Source organism: Novosphingobium sp. 11B (assembly GCF_054589055.1).
This window is the reverse complement of the sequence record NZ_BAAILP010000103.1, coordinates 1-16,910: the sequence shown is the minus strand read 5'-3', so window position 1 is coordinate 16,910 and position 16,910 is coordinate 1. Positions and strand designations below refer to the sequence as shown.

Here is a 16,910-nt window from a genome sequence, read left to right as displayed (position 1 = left end):
GGACTTGATCCGGGACCGGTGGCTGTCTTTAGGCGCAGTTCATGCGACAAGGTGTCTAAGCGACGGGTAGGCTGTTCAGGGGCAGCGGTCCCGGATCAAGTCCGGGACGACGGTAAGCAACGCCCTGCCCCGCCGCTCGTTGTGCCGGGCATGGCCAAGACTTCCGGACACATCCGCGACAACATCGTCCTCTACGGCGCGCTGGCGGCGAACATGGGCATCGCCGTCGCCAAGTTCGTGGCGGCAGGTATCGGCGGCTCTTCCGCCATGGCGACCGAGGGTGTCCATTCGCTTGTCGACAGCGGTAACCAGATCCTGCTGCTCTACGGCCAGAAGCAGGGCAAGCGCGCAGCCGACGCCGCCCATCCCTTCGGCTACGGGCGCGAGCTATACTTCTGGGCCTTCGTCGTCGCGATCCTGATCTTCGCGGGCGGCGCGGGTATTTCGATCTACGAGGGCATCGCCCATATCCGCGAGCCCCGCGCGGTCGAGGACCCAACCCTCAGCTACATCGTGCTGGGCGTCGCCTTCCTCATGGAGGGCGCATCCTGGGCCATCGCGGTGAAGGAGTTCAACGCGGGCCGCGCCGGGCAGAGCTGGTGGCAAGCGATCCGCCGCTCCAAGGACCCGCCGGGCTTCATCGTCCTGTTCGAGGACAGCGCAGCGCTCATCGGCCTCGTCATCGCAGCGCTCGGCATCTGGGCTAGCGGCCACTTCGCGGAGCCGAGGCTCGACGGCGCGGCATCGGTTCTGATCGGCCTGGTGCTGGCGGCCGTCGCGGTGCTGCTGGCGCGCGAGTCCAAGGGCCTGCTGATCGGAGAGGCCGCCGACCCGGCACTGATTGCCGGGCTGCGCGGGGTGATGGAAGGCAACCCGCACATCACCTCGGTCAACCATGTGCGCACCGTCCACACAGGACCGGACGCGGTGTTCGTGGCGATCAGCGCGGACTTTGCCGACGACCTGCCGATGGGCGAGGCGGAAACGCTGATCGAAAACCTGGAGACGCGGATGAAAGCGCTCTCGCCGAAGATCACCTCGATCTACATCCGGCCCGAGAAGCGCGAGCAGGCGGTGCTGGGCTAAGTAAGGCCCACCCCTGCCCCCTCCCGCAAGCGGGAGGGGAACGAAAGGCCACCGCTTAGCCCTCCCGCGTGCGGCAGGGCCGGTAGGCTTGAGAGCGCAGCGAACTAGCCGGACGGATCAGATCGCCATCAGCCGCTTGACCTCCGCGACGATCTCGGGCGGCTGCACAAGGTACGCATCCTCCAGCTTCTTCGCGAAGGGCACCGCGCAGTACGGCGCGCCAAGGCGGCCGACCGGCGCCTTGAGCTTGCCGAACAGCACTTCCTGCGCCGTCGCGGCGATCTCCGCGCCGGGACCGAAGTTGCGGCCCGCTTCGTGGACCACCAGCAGGCGTCCGGTCTTCTCGGCCGAGGCCAGCACCGTTTCCTTGTCCCACGGCGAGATCGTGCGCAGGTCCACCACTTCGACCGAGACGCCTGCCGCCGACAGTTCCTCGACCGCCTGCATCACCGTGAACATCATCTGCCCGTAGGAGACGATGGTAAGGTCCGTGCCCGGCGTCACCACGTTGGCCTTGCCGAGCGGGATCGGACCTTGATTGACCGGCGTGTCCATCGGCACGAACAGCGTCTTGACGCTTTCGATGATGATGACCGGATCCGGGTCCTGGATCGCCGAAAGATAGAGGCCTTTCATGTCGCCCGGGGTCCAGGGGATCACCACCTTGATGCCCGCGGTGTGCGCGAACCACGCCTCGTAGAAGTCGGCGTGCTGCCCGGCGGTCTGGTTGCCGCCGCCGGTCATGGTGCGGATCACCAGCGGCACCTGGCTCTGGCCGCCGGACATGAAGCGCAGCTTGGCCGCGTGGTTGACGATCATGTCCATGGCGACGGTCGTGAAGTTCATCAGCATGATCTCGGCCACCGGCTTGTAGCCGGCCATCGCCACACCGATCGCCGCGCCCATGATCGCCTGTTCGGAGATCGGGGTGGAACGTACGCGGCTGGTGCCGAACTTCGTCGACAGCCCGCGCGTCACGCCGCAGACACCGCCGCCCTCGTTGTCGGCGATGTCCTCGCCCAGAACGAGGACCTTGGGATCGGCTTCCATCGCCTCGCTCAGCGCGGCATTGATGGCCTGCAGGCCGTTCATCTTCACCGTCTCGACGACGGGGGCTTCCAGGGTGTCAGTGCTCATGCCGGAATCTCCTCGGCAAAGACGTCGCGGCGCAGTTCATCGTCGGACGGGAATTCACAGGCCATTGCGTAGTCGATGGCGTCGTTGACCTCGGCCTCGATCTTCGCGGTGAGTTCGTCGAGCTGCTCGGCACTGGCGACACCGTCGTCGATCAGCTTCTGACGGAAGCGCGGCAGCGGATCGGCCTCGATCGCGGCGGCCTTTTCTTCCTTGGTCATGTAGGCGTCGTTGTCGCCGAAGACGTGGCCCATGAAGCGGAAGGTCTTGCACTCCAGCAAGGTCGGCCCTTCACCGGCGCGGGCGCGCTCGATCGCGGCGTGGGCATGGGCATAGACGTCGAGCGGATCGTTGCCGTCCACCGTGTAGCCCGGCATACCGTAACCGGCCGCGCGCTTGGCGATGAAGTCCACCGAGGTGCCGTTCTCGTAGCGGGTGTGCTCGGCAAAGCCATTGTTCTGGCACACGAAGATCACCGGCAGCTTCCACACCGAGGCGAGGTTCAGCGCCTCGTGGAAGGCGCCGATGTTGCTGGCGCCATCACCGAAGTAGGCGACGGTGACCTGCTTCGTGCCGTCGAGCAGCGCCGCCCAACCGAAGCCGTTGGCGATCGGCATCGAGGAGCCGACGATGCCCGTCGTCACCATGACGCCGGTCTCCGGGTGAGTGAGGTGCATCGGGCCGCCCTTGCCCTTGCAGGTGCCGTCGACGCGGCCGCAGATTTCTGCCCACAGGGGCCGCAGCGGCATGTCCTTGGCGACCATGTCGTGGATGCCGCGATAGATCGTGCAGATCTTGTCGTCATTGTTGAGCAGCACCGAGATCGCCGAGGGAATGCACTCTTGCCCGCGCGCCGAATAATATGGCGCGGTGATGCGGCCGCGGCGGATCTGCTGACGGGTGAGGTCGTCGTTGCGCTCGATGCGGATCATTCGACGGTAGATGTCGACCTGTGTGGCGGCGTCGGGGATGGCCCGGTTGGTTGGCGTTTCGCTCATGATTCCTCTCTCGGACAGCTCGTGGCTGCTGGGATAGCTGAACATTGGTTCAGGGCGGGCCCCGCTGGCAAGGACGGGCGAACCGCCCCTGCGGTATCTGCGTTTCAGGACACCTGGTTGCCGAGGCCGGCCGCGTGCTTGGCCGCGATCCAGCCGAAGGTCATCGACGGGCCGACACTCGCCCCGGCGCCGGGATAGACGCGGCCCATCGGCGAGGCGGTGGTGACGCCGCAGGCATAGAGCCCCTCGATCGCCGAGCCGTCCTCGCGCAGCACCCGCGAATCGCAGTCGCACACCACGCCGCCGTAAGTCCCGACGTCACCCGGATAGACCGGGAAGGCATAGAACGGCGCCTTGTCGATCGTGCCCATCGTCTGGTTCGGGCCGTCCTTGAAGAACGGATCGCCGAGGAAGTTGTCGTAGGCCCGCTCGCCGCGCTGGAAATCCTCGTCGCGGCCGCCGCGCACGAAGCCGTTCCAGCGCGCGACCGTGGTTTCCAGAGCGCCGGGAGGGACGCCGATGATCCCGGCCAGTTCGCCAACCGTATCCGCCTTGCGCATCCAGCCCGAGGCGAGCCACTTGGCCATGTTCTTCTTGGCCGTGCCCTTACCGGCGACGGCGTATTCGTCCATGTACTGCTGGTCGAGAATCGCCCAGCTCGGCACTGCGGGCACGGTGCGGTTGCGCACCAGCATGGTCTCGCAGAACGCCTCGTAGGAGCCGCCCTCGTTCATGTAGCGCAGGCCCGACTGGTCGACCTGGATCGCATGCGGCTTGGCGGTGGTGCTCTGGGTGCCCGGCTTGACGTAGTCGGTGTCCCAGCCGGGCGCGTCGGTCATCTGGAAGCCGACCATCTGGTCCATCTGCGCCAGCGCGGCCCCCTTCGCGGCGAGTTCGCGGTGCATGTCGCCGGTGTCGGTCTCGATGCCGTTGGACCACTTCGACTGCGTGCCCGGCATGTAGGTGTCGCGCATCGCCTGGTTCATCGAGAAACCGCCCGCGTTCATCAGGATGCCCAGCCGCGCACCGATGCGCCAAGGCCTGCCGTCCTTCTCGGTGACGACGCCGACGGCCTTTTCGCCTTCCATGATGACTTCGCTGACGGGCGAATTGATGCGGATATCCGCCGCCTGATTGTCCAGAACCGCCTTGAGCATGCGCCCCTGCAAGGCCGCGCCGGCGGTGACCCAATGCTTGCCGGTCAGTTTGCCGAGGATGATCTTGAACCCGATCCCGACGATCAGCCGCTTGATCGCCCACGAATGCTTCGCGAAGGGCAGCTTCATCGCATCGTCCAGCTTGACCGGCACTTCGGCGAAGCCCTGACGCAGCTTGTCCGCCCATTCCTTGCCCAGCTCATTCTTGTCGAAGGGCAAAGCCGTAACGGTGCGGCTGGTCTTCATACCGCCGGGGAGTTCATCGTAGTAGTCGGGCCAGAAGCGGGAGCCGCGCTCCATCCTGACCCCCTGCGAAACGATGAAGTCCAGCATCTTCGGCGCTTCGACCGCATAAGTGCGGCGGCGCGCGGGGCTGGTGCCGGGGGATTCCGCATCGTCGGGCACCACCGCGTCGAGGTACTGGCAAGCGCGTTCCAGACTGTCCTCGCCGGGGTCCATGAAGCGGTTGCCGGGTATCCACATGACCCCGCCGGACTTCGCCGTGGTGCCGCCGATCCACTGCGCCTTCTCGAGGATCACGACGGTCTTGCCCGCCTGCTTCATCAAGAGCGCCGAAGCCATCGAGCCTGCGCCACTTCCTACGACCACCCAGTCGAAAGTCTCGTCGAACTGCGTCATCGTGCCGTAACCTCTCCGCCTAGCCGCGCTGCTGCGCATGCGTTCAGCCCGGTAGATCGAACTTCGCCCGCTTTGGCAACGCGAAGGGTAAAGGTTTCGCCGGAGCGAAAGGTTTGGGCAAAATCGCGTTTTCGCATGGTCCTCGATACCGCCCGGCCTATGACGCTGGAGGGAAGAGGAGACCTGCCGAAATGACCGATACCGCGCCCGCCCTGCCACAGTTGGCCACGATCGAAATGGCCCGCGAAGGACGGCTGCTGCGCATCACGCTCAACCGGCCCGAGGCGCTGAACGCGGTAAACCTGCAACTTCACGACGATCTGGCCGAGGCGATGTGGTTCGCACAGGTCGATACCGGATCGGACGTCGTCGTGCTGACCGGCGCGGGCCGGGCCTTCTCGGCAGGCGGCGACCTCGACCACATCGAGAACAATGCGCGCAATCCCCACCTCTTCGACCACGAGACGCGCGTGGCCAAACGGATCGTCTCCACCCTGCTCGACATCGACAAGCCCGTGGTGTGCCGGATGAACGGCCACGCGGTCGGCCTCGGCGCGACGCTGGCGCTCCTGTGCGACGTGATCTTCGCCGCCGAAGGCGCGAAGATCGGCGACCCGCACGTCGGCCTCGGCCTTGTCGCGGGGGACGGCGGCGCGGTGATCTGGGCGCAGCGCATCGGCCTGACGCGGGCGAAGGAATACCTGCTGACCGGCGACCTCCTTACGGCCGGCAAGGCGGCGGAGATCGGGCTGATCAACCATTGCGTCCCGGCAGATGAACTCGACGCCAGGGTGGATGCGTTCTGCGCGAAGCTGCTGGCAGGCGCGACGGTGGCAATCCGGGCGACGAAGATCCTCACCAACCTCGAACTCAAGCGGCTGGCGACGGCACTGATGGACGCCGGCATCGCCTACGAAAGCGTCTCGGTCCGCAGCATGGATCATCTGGAGGGCATTCAGGCCCTCAAGGAAAAACGCGCCCCGAAGTTCGTGGGCCGCTGACGGCGTTCACTTCGCGGGCGCAGGAGCCGGTCTTGGCGGCATCGGCGGTGGAGGCGGCGCCGGTCGCGGGAAATCGGGCACGGTCTTTCCTGTGGCAAGCACCTGTTTCGCGCACCATGCGAATGCTTCGGGCAACTGCGGCAGCCCGGCGGAGGCATCGCGGCCCTTGGACGCCGCGGTGAAGCGGCAGGCTGCGAGGCGATAGGCGTCATCCTGATAGAGCTTGACCATGTCCGGCCGGGTGAAACGAAGCACCGCCCCGACGCGCGGATCGTAAGGCACCCCGAACTCCCAGTAGGCACCGCGCAGGCCGGTCGCATTATCGATGTCCCTGGCATCGACGTTGAGCGCCAGCGGCGCATCGTCCCCGCCCCAGGCCTTCTCGACGAAGGCATTGACGGGCGGTGCACCCCTGGCAGCGGAGACAACCGACACCTTCCAGCCGGAAAACGTGCGCGTCGCATGGACTTTCGCGGGCGGCAGCACCCGCTCCTTGCCCGGGTATGGCCGCACCAGGGCCAAGGGCAGCTTGCCCTTCGCAAAGGCGCAGTCCGGACCCGGCACGTAGCGGATCAATTGCGAGGGAACGATCCCCGCGCCGCGCTCCAGCCGATCAGGGCGTACCGTCAGGCGGCACAGCGAAGCCGATTGCGCCTTGCGGTCCACAGACGCCAGCCAGTGCAGTTCGACACGGTCGGCGAAGACCCTGTGATAGAGGTCCGGAACGGCCGTCCCTTCGGTCAGGGCCCGCGCATCGCCATGCTCGATCAGCATGGGCAATGTTGCCGGGGTGTCCGGAAATACCGGAAATCGCAGCATGAAGAGTAACGGCAGTACGTGCTTTTCGTCCGCGAACATGCCCGGCTGCAGAGGCGCGGTATAAGTTTCGACTTGCGCGATACGGTCTATCGACGGCCCGTCTGGCAATACAGCTTGGGCCGCCAGATTGCTTGACATCGTCAGGCCCGCAATGCCCAGCCACCCGCGCAAGTGCATAACTTCCCCCGAAAAACATGCCCCGGGAGACCCTTTATAACGTAGCGTGCCGCTATGCCAGCGATTACCCCGGCACCACCCGATCGCCGTGCTCGGTGAACAGCGCAGTGTAGCAGGTGCCAAAGTCCTGCGCGTCGCTCTGCGTCAGTTCGCCTGACTTCGAGGCCGCGCCGATGGCGGCAAGAAAGGCCATCGGGTCGTCGGCTTCCACATCATAGATCGCAAGGAATTCGTTGGGGTCCTCCCCCATCAGCCGCGCTGCGAGCTTGTAGCGCTGGGCACCCGCCATGCCGAACGTGTTGACCAGTTCCGGCAGGTGTCTGGTATCGTACCATTCGTGATACTCGGCCTCGCGACCGGGCTGTGGGCGGGTGAGCGCGACGAGCTTCATCTTCATGGACAGTCCTTTTTTTCCGATTTCCTCGTCACCGAGGATCGATCAGCCCCGGCGACGACGCAAGCAGGCACTATCCGGCGTCCGAAAGCATCGCTCCCCCGCGCTTTCGCCGGAGCGATCTTACTGGAGCAGGCTGCTCGCCGCCGAATACTGCGCGGGATAGTCGGCGAAGGGTTCCGCGGCGGGAGCGATCACCGTTTGCTCCGCCACGCTTTCGCCGCGATACTCGCGCGGGTTGGCGCCGAAGACGCGCTTGAACATGCGGCTGAAGTGCGCCGGGCTCTTGAACCCGACGCCATAGGCGATCTCGCTGATCGATATGTCGCGCGGATCGGAACTGGACAGCCACGCCTTCGCCTTGGCCAGCCGCTGCTCCCACACCAACTCCGAGAACGAGGTGTCGCGCAGGCGCAGCAGGAACGAGAGGTAGCGCGGAGAAATCCCGCAGCCTTTCGCAACCATGGCCGTCGACAGCAGGGGGTCGGACAAGTGCACCTCGATGAAGCGCAGCACGTCCGCCAACCGCCGCTCGGCGATCGACCGGCGCGGCGGTGCCATGTCTTCGATGGCGCGGATGGCATTGCCGATCAGGCCGAGCGCGGTATCGACCAGCAGCCGCGCGGACGCCTCGCCGATGCGGCCGTCGTCGGCGAAGACTTCGCTCAGCAGCGTCTCGGCAAGGGCGAGTTCGGCCCGCTCCATCGCCATGAACAGGCCGGTGCTGAAGTCCTGCCGCACGAACCCGCGAAGGATGTGCGTGGGCACGGTGACGGGAGCACTTCGTGCATTCCGTCGCCGCCGGTGCGGCATTCCATGAAGAACGGCGACATCGAGCGGGTGATGATGAAGTCCCCGGCCCGCGCCACCTCACCGCCGCACTGATTGGAGACGGCAAGCTCTCCGCGCTTCACGAACCACAGGATAGACAGGTCGGTCTCGTCCTCGCGAATATGCTGGCGCGAACGGCGGAAGAACAGGTTCGCCGCCGAACGCTGGCGAATGATCGAGATCGCGCCCACCGCCTTGCGCTCCGAACGATCGCCAGGGCGTTTGTTCGGAGAGAGCCTGGCGGCGCGGGTTTCACTCCATCACCAGCACCACGCGGCCCGCAGCCTTGCCTGAAAATGCCGCGTTCATGGCGGCGGCGTAGTCCTTCAGCGGATACCTCTCGGCAATCGCGGGAGAGAACGCGCCCTCGCCCGCCAGTTCTATCACCTTTCGCCGCATCGCCTCGGCTTCGGCCGGGCGCCGCAGAGCATGGTCACGCATCTGCACGCCGATGAGGCTGGCGGACTTCAGCAGCGGCAGGTTGGTGCGCAGTGCCGCGATCCCGGCGGTGAAACCGATGACGAGGTGACGGCCGTCATATCCCAGGTTGCGGAATGCGGGCTCGCTCGCCTCGCCGCCCACGGGATCGAAGACGATGTCGACGGGCTTGCCGTCGTTCGCCGCGATGACCTGCTCGCGCCAGTCTTCGGCGCCGGTGGTGACGACCGCATGCGCCCCGCCCGCCAGTGCCGCCGCCTGCTTCTCCGGACTGGATGCCGAGGCGATGACGTGCAGGCCAAGATGCCTGCCGACCTGGATCGCCGCGTATCCGGTCCCGCCCGCCGCACCGAGCACCAGAAGCGTCTCGCCCGGCTTCGCGCGCCCGCGATCGGCCAGCGCGTAGTACGCGGTCTGGTAGTTCACCGCGAAGACGGCGGCGTGCTCGAAGCTCATCGCTTCGGGCACTTTGGCCATGTTGGCGGCCTTGAACAGGTTCGCCTCGGCAAACAACCCGCCGAGCCCGCCGCAGAACACGCGGTCGCCGGGGGCGAGGTGCGTCACGCCCGGCCCCGCCGCCTCGACCACGCCCGCCGCCTCGCTTCCGGGGATGAAGGGCAGTGGCGGCTTGAACTGGTAATGCCCCATCGCGGTGAGCACATCGACATAGGACACACCAGCGGCCTTGATGCCGACGCGCACCTGACCCTCGCCGGGAGCACCGGGATCGAATGCTTCGAGGACATAGCTCTCCGGCGGCCCGAAGGCGCGGCCGATGACCGCGCGCAGGCTCAATGCTGCCCCCCGTCGCAGCGCACGATCGAGCCCGTCACGTTGACCGAGGCAGGGCTGGCCAGGAACAGCGCGGCGGTGACGATCTCCTCCGGGTTCGCCGCATGCCCGCGCGGGATCGGGATCGGCCCCTGCCCCTTGTCGGGCCATGCCTCGACGATGTCGGTGCGGAATGCGCCCGGCGAGAGCGTGTTGACCCGCACGTGCGGCGCATATTCCCACGCCAGCGAGCGGCTCATCGCATTGAGCGCGGCCTTGGACGAGCCGTATGTCACCACCTGCGGCAGCGGCATCATCGAGCCCGAGGAGGTCACATTGATGATGCAACCGCCCGGCCCGCCTGCCTCGGCGCGGTCGAACATGCGCTTGCCCACCAGGGTCGAAAGCCGGAACGGCCCCTTGAAGTTGAGGTTTAGCACGGAATCGAACAACTTCTCGCTGACTTCGTGGCTGGGCATGCGCGGGCTCATCCCCGCATTGTTCACAAGGATATCCACAGCCTCGAAAGCGGCGTAGGCCTCCTCGACCAGCCGCTCGCATTCGTCCCAGCGGCCGACGTGAGCGCTGATCGCCATCGCCTTGCGGCCAAGACCGCGCATTTCCTCGCAGACCGCCTCGCAGGCTTCCAGCTTGCGGCTGGCGACGATGACATCGGCGCCGCGCTCGGCGAAAGCGCGGACCATCTGGTAGCCCAGCCCGCGCGACCCGCCGGTGACGAGCGCGACCTTGCCGGTGAAGTCGAACAGCGGGTCCATCTCAGGCATCTCTCGCGTTCGGGTAGCGCTCCAGCGCCTTCGCGGTGCGCGTCGGGATATGCTCGGTCGGAAACATCCCTTCCGCCGGCCGCACCCGCTTGAGGCAGGCGCGCGCCAGTTGCGAGCGGTGCGCGTCGGTCGGCCCATCGGCGAAGGCCAGCGCCATGTTGCCGCCGTACCATTTGGCCAGCGGCATATCGAGCGAGATGCCCAGCGACCCATGCACCTCCAGCGCCCGCCCGACGACGTTCGCATAGACCGAGGCCATCGCCACCTTGCACATGCCGATGTGCTTGCGCGCGGCGCCGTGCTTCAGGCGGCCCGCCTCGATCTCGTCGATCAGCCATGCGGTCTTGAGCACCAGCAGGCGGAACTGCTCCAGTTCGATCACCGAATCGGCGATCTTGGCCTGCACCAGCTGGTGATCGCCGAGCATCGCGCCCTTGGTGCGGCGCGAGACGGCGCGTTCCAGCATCATGTCGAGCGCGCGGTTGCACATGCCCACCGTGCGCATGGCATGGTGGATGCGGCCCCCACCCAGCCGCGCCTGCGCCACCTTGAACCCCTCGCCCGGCCCCCCGAGCATATGATCGAGCGGCACCCGGACGCGGTTGTAGCGGATATGCGCGTGATGCCCGTTCTCGGGATCGAAGTCCCCGGCGATGGCGACGTTGCGCAGGATCTCGATCCCCGGCGTGTCGGCGGGAACGACGAACATGCTCATCCGCTCGGTCAGCGGGGCGTCCGGATCGGTCACGGCGATGACCAGCAGGAAGCTGGCGAACCGGGCGTTGGAGGAGAACCACTTCTCGCCCTCGATCACCCATTCGTCGCCCTCCTGCACGGCGCGGCATGTGAAGACGTCGGGGTCGGCACCGCCCTGCGGCTCGGTCATCGAGAAGCACGAGACGATCTCGCCGGCCATCAGCGGACCGAGGTACTTCTGCTTCTGCTCCGCCGTGCCGAACAGGGCGAGAATCTCGGCATTGCCGGTATCGGGCGCGGCGGTGCCGAACACCGTCGGCGCCCAGGTGGAGCGGCCGATGATCTCGTTCATCAGCGCCAGCTTGACTTGTCCGTAGCCGGGACCGCCAAGATGCGGGCCGAGGTGGCAGGCCCAGAGCCCCTGCGCCTTGACCTGCTCCTGAAGCGGCTTCAGGTGCCGCCGGGCCGCCGCGTAGGAGGGATCGAACTGAGCGCCCTGTTCGGGAAACAGCAGATCCATCGTCTCGCACTCGTCGCGCACGAAACGGTCCATCCAGTCGAGCCTGGCCTGGAATTCCGGGTCCGTCGAAAAATCGATCATCGTTCTCTCCCATTCCTCCCCCGGCGGGGGAGGAATTTACTGCATTCTCGCCACTTGCGCGGCGGTATCGCGGAAGCACTGCTCGACGATGCGCGCGAAGAAGCGCCCCGTCTCCTTCGGCAATATCCCCGCCTCCGCCTGCGCCACCTTGTATTCGAGCAGGCACCCGGACTTGAATTTCGAGAGCACCGAGAACCATTCGAAGTCGCGGATGTCGCGCCCGGTGCCCGCGCAGTAATAGCGCGCCAGTTCCTGCTTCGTCGGGAAGTTGGCCGGGTTGTTCAGTGCGGTCGGGAACTCCCGGTCCGGATCGTCCTCGTCGCGCATGCCGCCGGTGAACCAGCCCATGTCGATCATCGGATCGCCGATGGTGGACAGCTCCCAGTCGATCATCGCGGCAAGGCGCGCCGGAGGGCCGTGGCGGAACATCATGTTGGGGGTGCCGACGTCGCCGTGGATGATCCCGCGCACTTCCTCCGGCATCCGCGCGTGCCGCAGCCAGTCCTCGGTTTCAGCATAGCCTTCGAGCATGCGGCCCTCGTAGCCGTAGCGCTCCTTGTAGGACGCCAGCTGGCCCGCCCAGCGATCGACCTGCCGTTCCAGGAACCGGCCCGGCTTGCCGTAGTCCCCCAGCCCGATCGCCTCGTGATCGACGTTGGCGAGCGCGATCAGCCCGTCGACGATGGCGAAGGGGATGCCGTATTCGCAAGGCATCGTATCGAAGGGCGGCTCGTTGTGAATCTTCTCGCCGCGCAAGTTCGGTGCCCAGCCCTCGACTTTCTCCATGACGTAGAACGGCGCGCCGACCACGCTGTCGTCGGAACAGGACCCGTAACACACCGGATGGGGCACCTGAGTGCCTTTGAGTGCCGTCAGTATGCGTGCCTCGCGCAGCACACCCTTCTCCGCTCCCGGCGGCGGCACGGCGGGTGGACGGCGCATGACCATCGGCTTCTCGCCCCGGTCGATCGTCAGCACCACGTTCGACGTGCCCCCCGAGAGTACCGCGGTGCGCAGCGGCCCCGTGCCCAGTTCGGGCACGAAGGCGTCCAGCCATTCGGTCAGCGGCCCGACTGGGGCCAGCCGGTCGAGATCGGCGTCCATCATCCTCTCCTCAGCGAGCGCGGAAATGCGCCTCTATCTGCCTGCGCACCGCGCGCAGCGCGGCCGTCGCGGCCGCGACTTCCTCGGAATCGAGCACCAGCCGTGCGGCCAGTGCATCGGCGCGCGCGTCGATTTGACGCTTGAGCGCAGCGCCCTTCGCGGTCGGACGCAGCAGCATGGCGCGCTTGTGTGCGGGATTTTCGAAAGTCTCGACCAGCCCGGCATCGCGCAGGGCATTGGCGGCGCGCTGCACCAGCTGGCGCGCATGGCCCATCGAGCGGCCGATCTGCGCGACGGTGGGGGCGCCTTGCGCCTCCACCACCGCAGTAAGCACCATGTGTTCGCTGTCGTTGAGCGCGCATCCCGCCCGCGCCTCGCCGAAGACGCTGCGTAGGCGGCCGTTCAGGCGGATGGTCTCATCGACCAGTCCTACCAGCGGATGACGCGACTCAGATACTCCCGTTTCCATGGAAACGGGGTGTCATGTTGACACGATCGTGTCATTTCTTTGGAGGCGCGGCCTCGTCAAGCATCGCCCGGGCGACATGGAGGAACGCCGCCGTGTCGGTCTGGGCCGAAGGGATCGCCTTGCGGAACGTCGCGAAGCCGTGGATCAGGCCCTTGCCCTCGAAGTAGGCGGTCGGCACCCCGGCCTCGACCAGTTTGGCGGCATAGGCACGCCCCTGGTCGCGCAGAGGATCGAGCCCCGCCGTCACCAGCACCGTCGGCGGCAGGCCCGCCAGATCACCGAGGATCGGCGAGGTGCGCGGACTCTTGGGATCGGCCGCATAGTGCTCGGTAAAGCTCGCCATGCTCTTCGCGTCGAGCATGTACCCCTCGGCGAACAGTTTCGAAGAGGGATAGAGCTTGCCGAAATCGGTCGCCGGATAGATCGGGATCTGCATCACCACCGGCACGGCCGCAGGCTTGTCACGCAGCGCCGCGGCGGTGACGAGCGTGAGATTGCCGCCCGCGCTGTCGCCGCTGAGGATCAGGCCGGTGAACGCGCGCCCGAAGGCCTTGCCGTTGGCGGCCACCCAGCGCGCCGCCGCCTCGCCGTCGTCAGGCGCGGCGGGCCAGGGGTTCTCAGGCGCGAGGCGGTACTCGACCGACACCACCGGCAGGTCCAGTTGCCGCGCGATCTCCGCCGCGAGCCCGGCATGGGTATCGATGCTGCCGAGCACGTAGCCGCCGCCGTGATAGAACACCACGACGGGGCCGGGGCCGCGCTCGGGGCGCGGATCGAACAGGCGCAGCGCCATCGGACCGCCCGGTCCGGGCATCGTCACGTCCTTCGTCGTCACGTTCCCGATCGGCAGATCCTGCTGCGCCATCGCCGCCAGCGCAGCGGGCGGCAGCTTGTGGATCTGCATCAGCAGTTCGCGCGTGAAAGGCGGGTTGGGCTTGGCGTAGAACGCCTTGAGATAGGCCGCGACGTCCGGGCGGACATCGGGCGCGGCGCTCGTTTCCTGCGCCGCCGGAACCGCCTCTCCGGACGCGACCGGCGCCGTTGCCAGCATCAGGGCCATGACACCGCAACCTGCGATGCCGCGTATACCCGCCATTCTCTTCATCGACTTCCCCTCCTGTTCGGCCGGCGACGCTATGGAAGGCCAGCCCGGCGGGGATCAGTATACCCCGCCCTGCTCTTCCGCAAAGTTGCCCATGTCACCCGCCGCTGCCGCCGCATTCGCATCGCGCGCGTCGCGGGCGCTGCGGATCGAGGCCACCAGCGCGTCGCGGCGGCGGCTGAACTCGTCCTCGGCTGTGTACTGGCGCGGTTCGGTGTCGGGCTTGAAGGCCTCCCAGATTACCGAGGCTTTCGGCTCGTCGGTGGGCTCGACGCCCATGACGCGCTTGCCGGTCACACGGTCGATGCGGACCATGCGGATGCCTTGCGGCGCTACCAGCGGCTGGTGCGACCAGCGGCCCGGCGTCGCCAGCACCACGTCCTTGAATATCGGCGCAGCGATTCGGCCACCCTGCGCGTAACCGCCCAGCGAACGCGGCGTATCATAGCCGATGTAGACGCCGCCCACGTAGTCCTGGTTGCCGCCCATGAACCACACGTCGGTCGGCCCATTGGTGGTGCCGGTCTTGCCGAACATCGGCAGCTTGAGGTCGCGCAGGCGCTCGGCCGTGCCGCGGGTGACGACGCCTTCGAGCATATGCACGGTCTGGTACGCCGTCGGCGCGTCCATCACCTGCTTGCCGACGCGCTGGATGCGCGGCATCGGCTTGCCGTCCCATTGCGCCATGTTGCAGGCGTTGCAGGTGCCCTTGTCGGCCCGCCAGATCACCTTGCCATTGCGGTCCTGGACGTAGTCGATCACCGAACCGGAGAACTGCACGCCGTTGTTGGCCAGCGCCGCATAGGCGTTGATCATGCGTCCCACCGTCGTCTCGCCCGCGCCGAGTGCAAACGACAGGTACTTCTGGTAATCGCCGATGCCCATGTTGTGGAACGTGCGCGTGACCTTGGCCATGCCCACGTCGTTGGCGATGCGCACCGTCATCAGGTTGCGCGACTGTTCGAGGCCCCAGCGCAGCGTATGGCTGCCCGAGCCGCCCGCGCCGCCGAAGTTGCGGAAGCACTTGTTGCCCAGACCCGCGCCCTGGAACACGCAGAAGGTGCCGTCGAGGACCTGCGTGGCGGGGGTCATGCCGTTCTGCAGCGCGGTCGCGTAGACGAAGGGCTTGATGGTCGAGCCGGGCTGGCGCTCGGCCTGCGTCGCGCGGTTGAAGCTGTCGATCCCGGAATCGAAACCGCCCTGCATGGCAAGGATGCGGCCCGAGCCCGGCTGCTCGATGATCATCCCGCCCGAGACTTCGGGAATACCGCGAAGCGCCCAGGTGCTGCCGCCGACCGGCTGGGCCGCGACCAGATCGCCGACCTTGGCCTTGTCGGAAATACCGGTCAGCGTGGAAACGTTGCCGTCGGAGAAGCCGATACGCCCCGTGCTGCCCGAGGCATCGAGGATGACACCAACGCGCCAGTCCTTGTAGTCGATCGTCTTGTTGGCGACGACGAGCTGGCTCTGCCAGTTCTCGAGGTCGCTCAGATGCGCGATCGGCCGCACGAAGCCGCGATTGCCGTGATAGAGCAGCAGCCCCTTGCGCAGCGCATCACGCACCGCGACCTGCATCTGCGGATCGAGCGAAGTGCGCACCCAAAGACCGCCCGCATAGACGCTGTTCGGACCGTCCTCGGCCTTTTCGCCGTACTTGCCGATCAGGCGGCGACGAACTTCCTCTAGGAAGTAACCGTTCGAAGGTTCGTACGTGCTGGTGCGCTGGGTGACGAGGCCAAGCGGCTCCGCCTTGGCGGCGGCGGCGTCCTGCGCGCTGGCCCAGCCGTTGCGTACCATCTGGTCGAGCACCCAGTTGCGGCGCTCGATCGCGCGGTCCTCGTTCTTCTTGCGGCCGTAGACTTCCGGCGCACGCGGCAGAATTGCGAGGAACGCGCTCTGGCTGAGCGACAGGTCCTCGACGTCCTTGTCGAAATAGGCGCGCGATGCCGCCTGCACGCCGAACGAACGGCGGCCGAGGGGAATCTCGTTGAGGTAGAGTTCGAGGATCTGCTGCTTGGTCAGCACGCCCTCGATACGGCGGGCGACGATCATTTCCTTGAGCTTGCGCGTCACGGAATATTCGTCGCCGATCAGGATGTTCTTGGCGACCTGCTGGGTGATCGTCGAACCGCCCTTGGCGCGTACGCCCGAGCCGTACTTGGTGACATAATCCACCACCGCGCCCGCCAGACCACCGACGTCGACGCCGCCGTGCGTCCAGAACGTGCGGTCCTCGGCCGAGAGGAAGGCGTTGACCATCGGCCTGGGGAAATCGACAAAGCGCAGCTGCACGCGCCGTTCGCGGGCGTAAGAATAGACGATCTCGCCGTCCATCCCGCGCACCATCGTCGGCAGCGGCGGCTGGTATTCCAGCAGCTTGTTGGCGTCCGGCAGGTCGTGGGCAAGGAACACCCAGAACGCGGCGATGCCGGCAAAGCCTGCCATGCACAGATAGCCGAAACGGCGCATCCACTTGCGTTCGTGCCATGCCCTGCGCAGAGCGGCAAGGCGTCCCGGCCCATCGCGGCGGATGCGGTAGGTCGCGTCTTCGGGCGGCTGTTCGCCGGGATCAATCGCGTCGGTCATTGCGTGCGCCCTCTAGCACGGCGTTTTGGCGCAAGGAAACCACTCTCGTCGCAACTCTTCGTCGTCCCGGACGTGATCCGGGACCGCTGGCCGTAAACAGCCCACGAAGCTGCCCGCGTCCG

15 protein-coding genes are annotated in these 16,910 nt (G+C 66.6%); 2 read left to right on the top strand and 13 right to left on the bottom strand.

Going from position 1 to position 16,910, the window contains the following annotated elements:
• Nucleotides 1-150 precede the first annotated feature (150 nt).
• The gene (locus tag ACYPYD_RS09290) at nucleotides 151-1,086 is read left to right on the top strand and encodes a cation diffusion facilitator family transporter (protein ID WP_459662888.1); all 936 of its coding nucleotides are present in this window, start codon (nucleotides 151-153) and stop codon (nucleotides 1,084-1,086) included.
• Between the two features lie 117 nt (nucleotides 1,087-1,203).
• Here the strand turns inward: ACYPYD_RS09290 and ACYPYD_RS09285 are convergent, their stop codons facing one another.
• The 3 genes from ACYPYD_RS09285 to ACYPYD_RS09275 all read right to left on the bottom strand — a co-directional run bounded on the left by ACYPYD_RS09285 (nucleotide 1,204) and on the right by ACYPYD_RS09275 (nucleotide 5,014).
• A complete protein-coding gene (locus ACYPYD_RS09285; RefSeq protein WP_459662887.1) occupies nucleotides 1,204-2,223 on the bottom strand; it encodes an alpha-ketoacid dehydrogenase subunit beta in 1,020 nt (339 codons plus the stop codon).
• Nucleotides 2,220-3,218, bottom strand: coding sequence for a thiamine pyrophosphate-dependent dehydrogenase E1 component subunit alpha (locus tag ACYPYD_RS09280; protein ID WP_008830330.1), 999 nt, complete (start codon nucleotides 3,216-3,218; stop codon nucleotides 2,220-2,222). Before ACYPYD_RS09280 ends, ACYPYD_RS09285 begins: the two co-directional genes overlap by 4 nt.
• A 104-nt stretch (nucleotides 3,219-3,322) precedes the next feature.
• On the bottom strand, nucleotides 3,323-5,014 hold the full coding sequence (locus ACYPYD_RS09275; protein WP_459662886.1) for an FAD-binding protein: 1,692 nt from the start codon (nucleotides 5,012-5,014) through the stop codon (nucleotides 3,323-3,325).
• Between the two features lie 191 nt (nucleotides 5,015-5,205).
• Here ACYPYD_RS09275 and ACYPYD_RS09270 point away from each other — a divergent pair, with 191 nt between their 5' ends.
• The gene (locus tag ACYPYD_RS09270; protein WP_459662885.1) at nucleotides 5,206-6,015 is read left to right on the top strand and encodes an enoyl-CoA hydratase/isomerase family protein; all 810 of its coding nucleotides are present in this window, start codon (nucleotides 5,206-5,208) and stop codon (nucleotides 6,013-6,015) included.
• A 6-nt stretch (nucleotides 6,016-6,021) separates the two neighbouring features.
• Here ACYPYD_RS09270 and ACYPYD_RS09265 read toward each other — a convergent pair whose 3' ends face one another.
• From ACYPYD_RS09265 to ACYPYD_RS09220, 10 genes are all read right to left on the bottom strand, one after another.
• On the bottom strand, nucleotides 6,022-6,972 hold the full coding sequence (locus tag ACYPYD_RS09265; RefSeq protein WP_459662884.1) for a hypothetical protein: 951 nt from the start codon (nucleotides 6,970-6,972) through the stop codon (nucleotides 6,022-6,024).
• Nucleotides 6,973-7,075: 103 nt separating this feature from the next.
• Nucleotides 7,076-7,408 (bottom strand): hypothetical protein, encoded by a 333-nt coding sequence (locus tag ACYPYD_RS09260; protein WP_008830590.1) that lies wholly within the window; start codon nucleotides 7,406-7,408, stop codon nucleotides 7,076-7,078.
• A 120-nt stretch (nucleotides 7,409-7,528) separates the two neighbouring features.
• The gene (locus ACYPYD_RS09255; protein WP_459662883.1) at nucleotides 7,529-8,173 is read right to left on the bottom strand and encodes an AraC family transcriptional regulator; all 645 of its coding nucleotides are present in this window, start codon (nucleotides 8,171-8,173) and stop codon (nucleotides 7,529-7,531) included.
• 315 nt (nucleotides 8,174-8,488) lie between these two features.
• Nucleotides 8,489-9,469 carry an NADPH:quinone oxidoreductase family protein gene (locus ACYPYD_RS09250; protein ID WP_459662882.1) on the bottom strand — a complete coding sequence of 327 codons (981 nt, stop codon included), beginning with the start codon at nucleotides 9,467-9,469 and terminating at the stop codon, nucleotides 8,489-8,491.
• The gene (locus tag ACYPYD_RS09245) at nucleotides 9,466-10,221 is read right to left on the bottom strand and encodes an SDR family NAD(P)-dependent oxidoreductase (protein ID WP_459662881.1); all 756 of its coding nucleotides are present in this window, start codon (nucleotides 10,219-10,221) and stop codon (nucleotides 9,466-9,468) included. Before ACYPYD_RS09245 ends, ACYPYD_RS09250 begins: the two co-directional genes overlap by 4 nt.
• 1 nt (nucleotide 10,222) lies before the next feature.
• The gene (locus tag ACYPYD_RS09240) at nucleotides 10,223-11,527 is read right to left on the bottom strand and encodes an acyl-CoA dehydrogenase family protein (protein WP_459662880.1); all 1,305 of its coding nucleotides are present in this window, start codon (nucleotides 11,525-11,527) and stop codon (nucleotides 10,223-10,225) included.
• A gap of 36 nt (nucleotides 11,528-11,563) precedes the next feature.
• Complete coding sequence (locus ACYPYD_RS09235) at nucleotides 11,564-12,631, bottom strand: phosphotransferase family protein (protein WP_008830585.1); 1,068 nt, start codon at nucleotides 12,629-12,631, stop codon at nucleotides 11,564-11,566.
• Nucleotides 12,632-12,641: 10 nt separating this feature from the next.
• Nucleotides 12,642-13,100 (bottom strand): MarR family winged helix-turn-helix transcriptional regulator, encoded by a 459-nt coding sequence (locus tag ACYPYD_RS09230; protein ID WP_459662879.1) that lies wholly within the window; start codon nucleotides 13,098-13,100, stop codon nucleotides 12,642-12,644.
• 31 nt (nucleotides 13,101-13,131) lie between these two features.
• A complete protein-coding gene (locus ACYPYD_RS09225) occupies nucleotides 13,132-14,196 on the bottom strand; it encodes an alpha/beta hydrolase (protein WP_459662889.1) in 1,065 nt (354 codons plus the stop codon).
• Nucleotides 14,197-14,259: 63 nt separating this feature from the next.
• Nucleotides 14,260-16,788: a penicillin-binding protein 1A gene (locus ACYPYD_RS09220; RefSeq protein ID WP_069707742.1), complete on the bottom strand. Its 2,529-nt coding sequence runs from the start codon at nucleotides 16,786-16,788 to the stop codon at nucleotides 14,260-14,262.
• Nucleotides 16,789-16,910 lie beyond the last annotated feature (122 nt).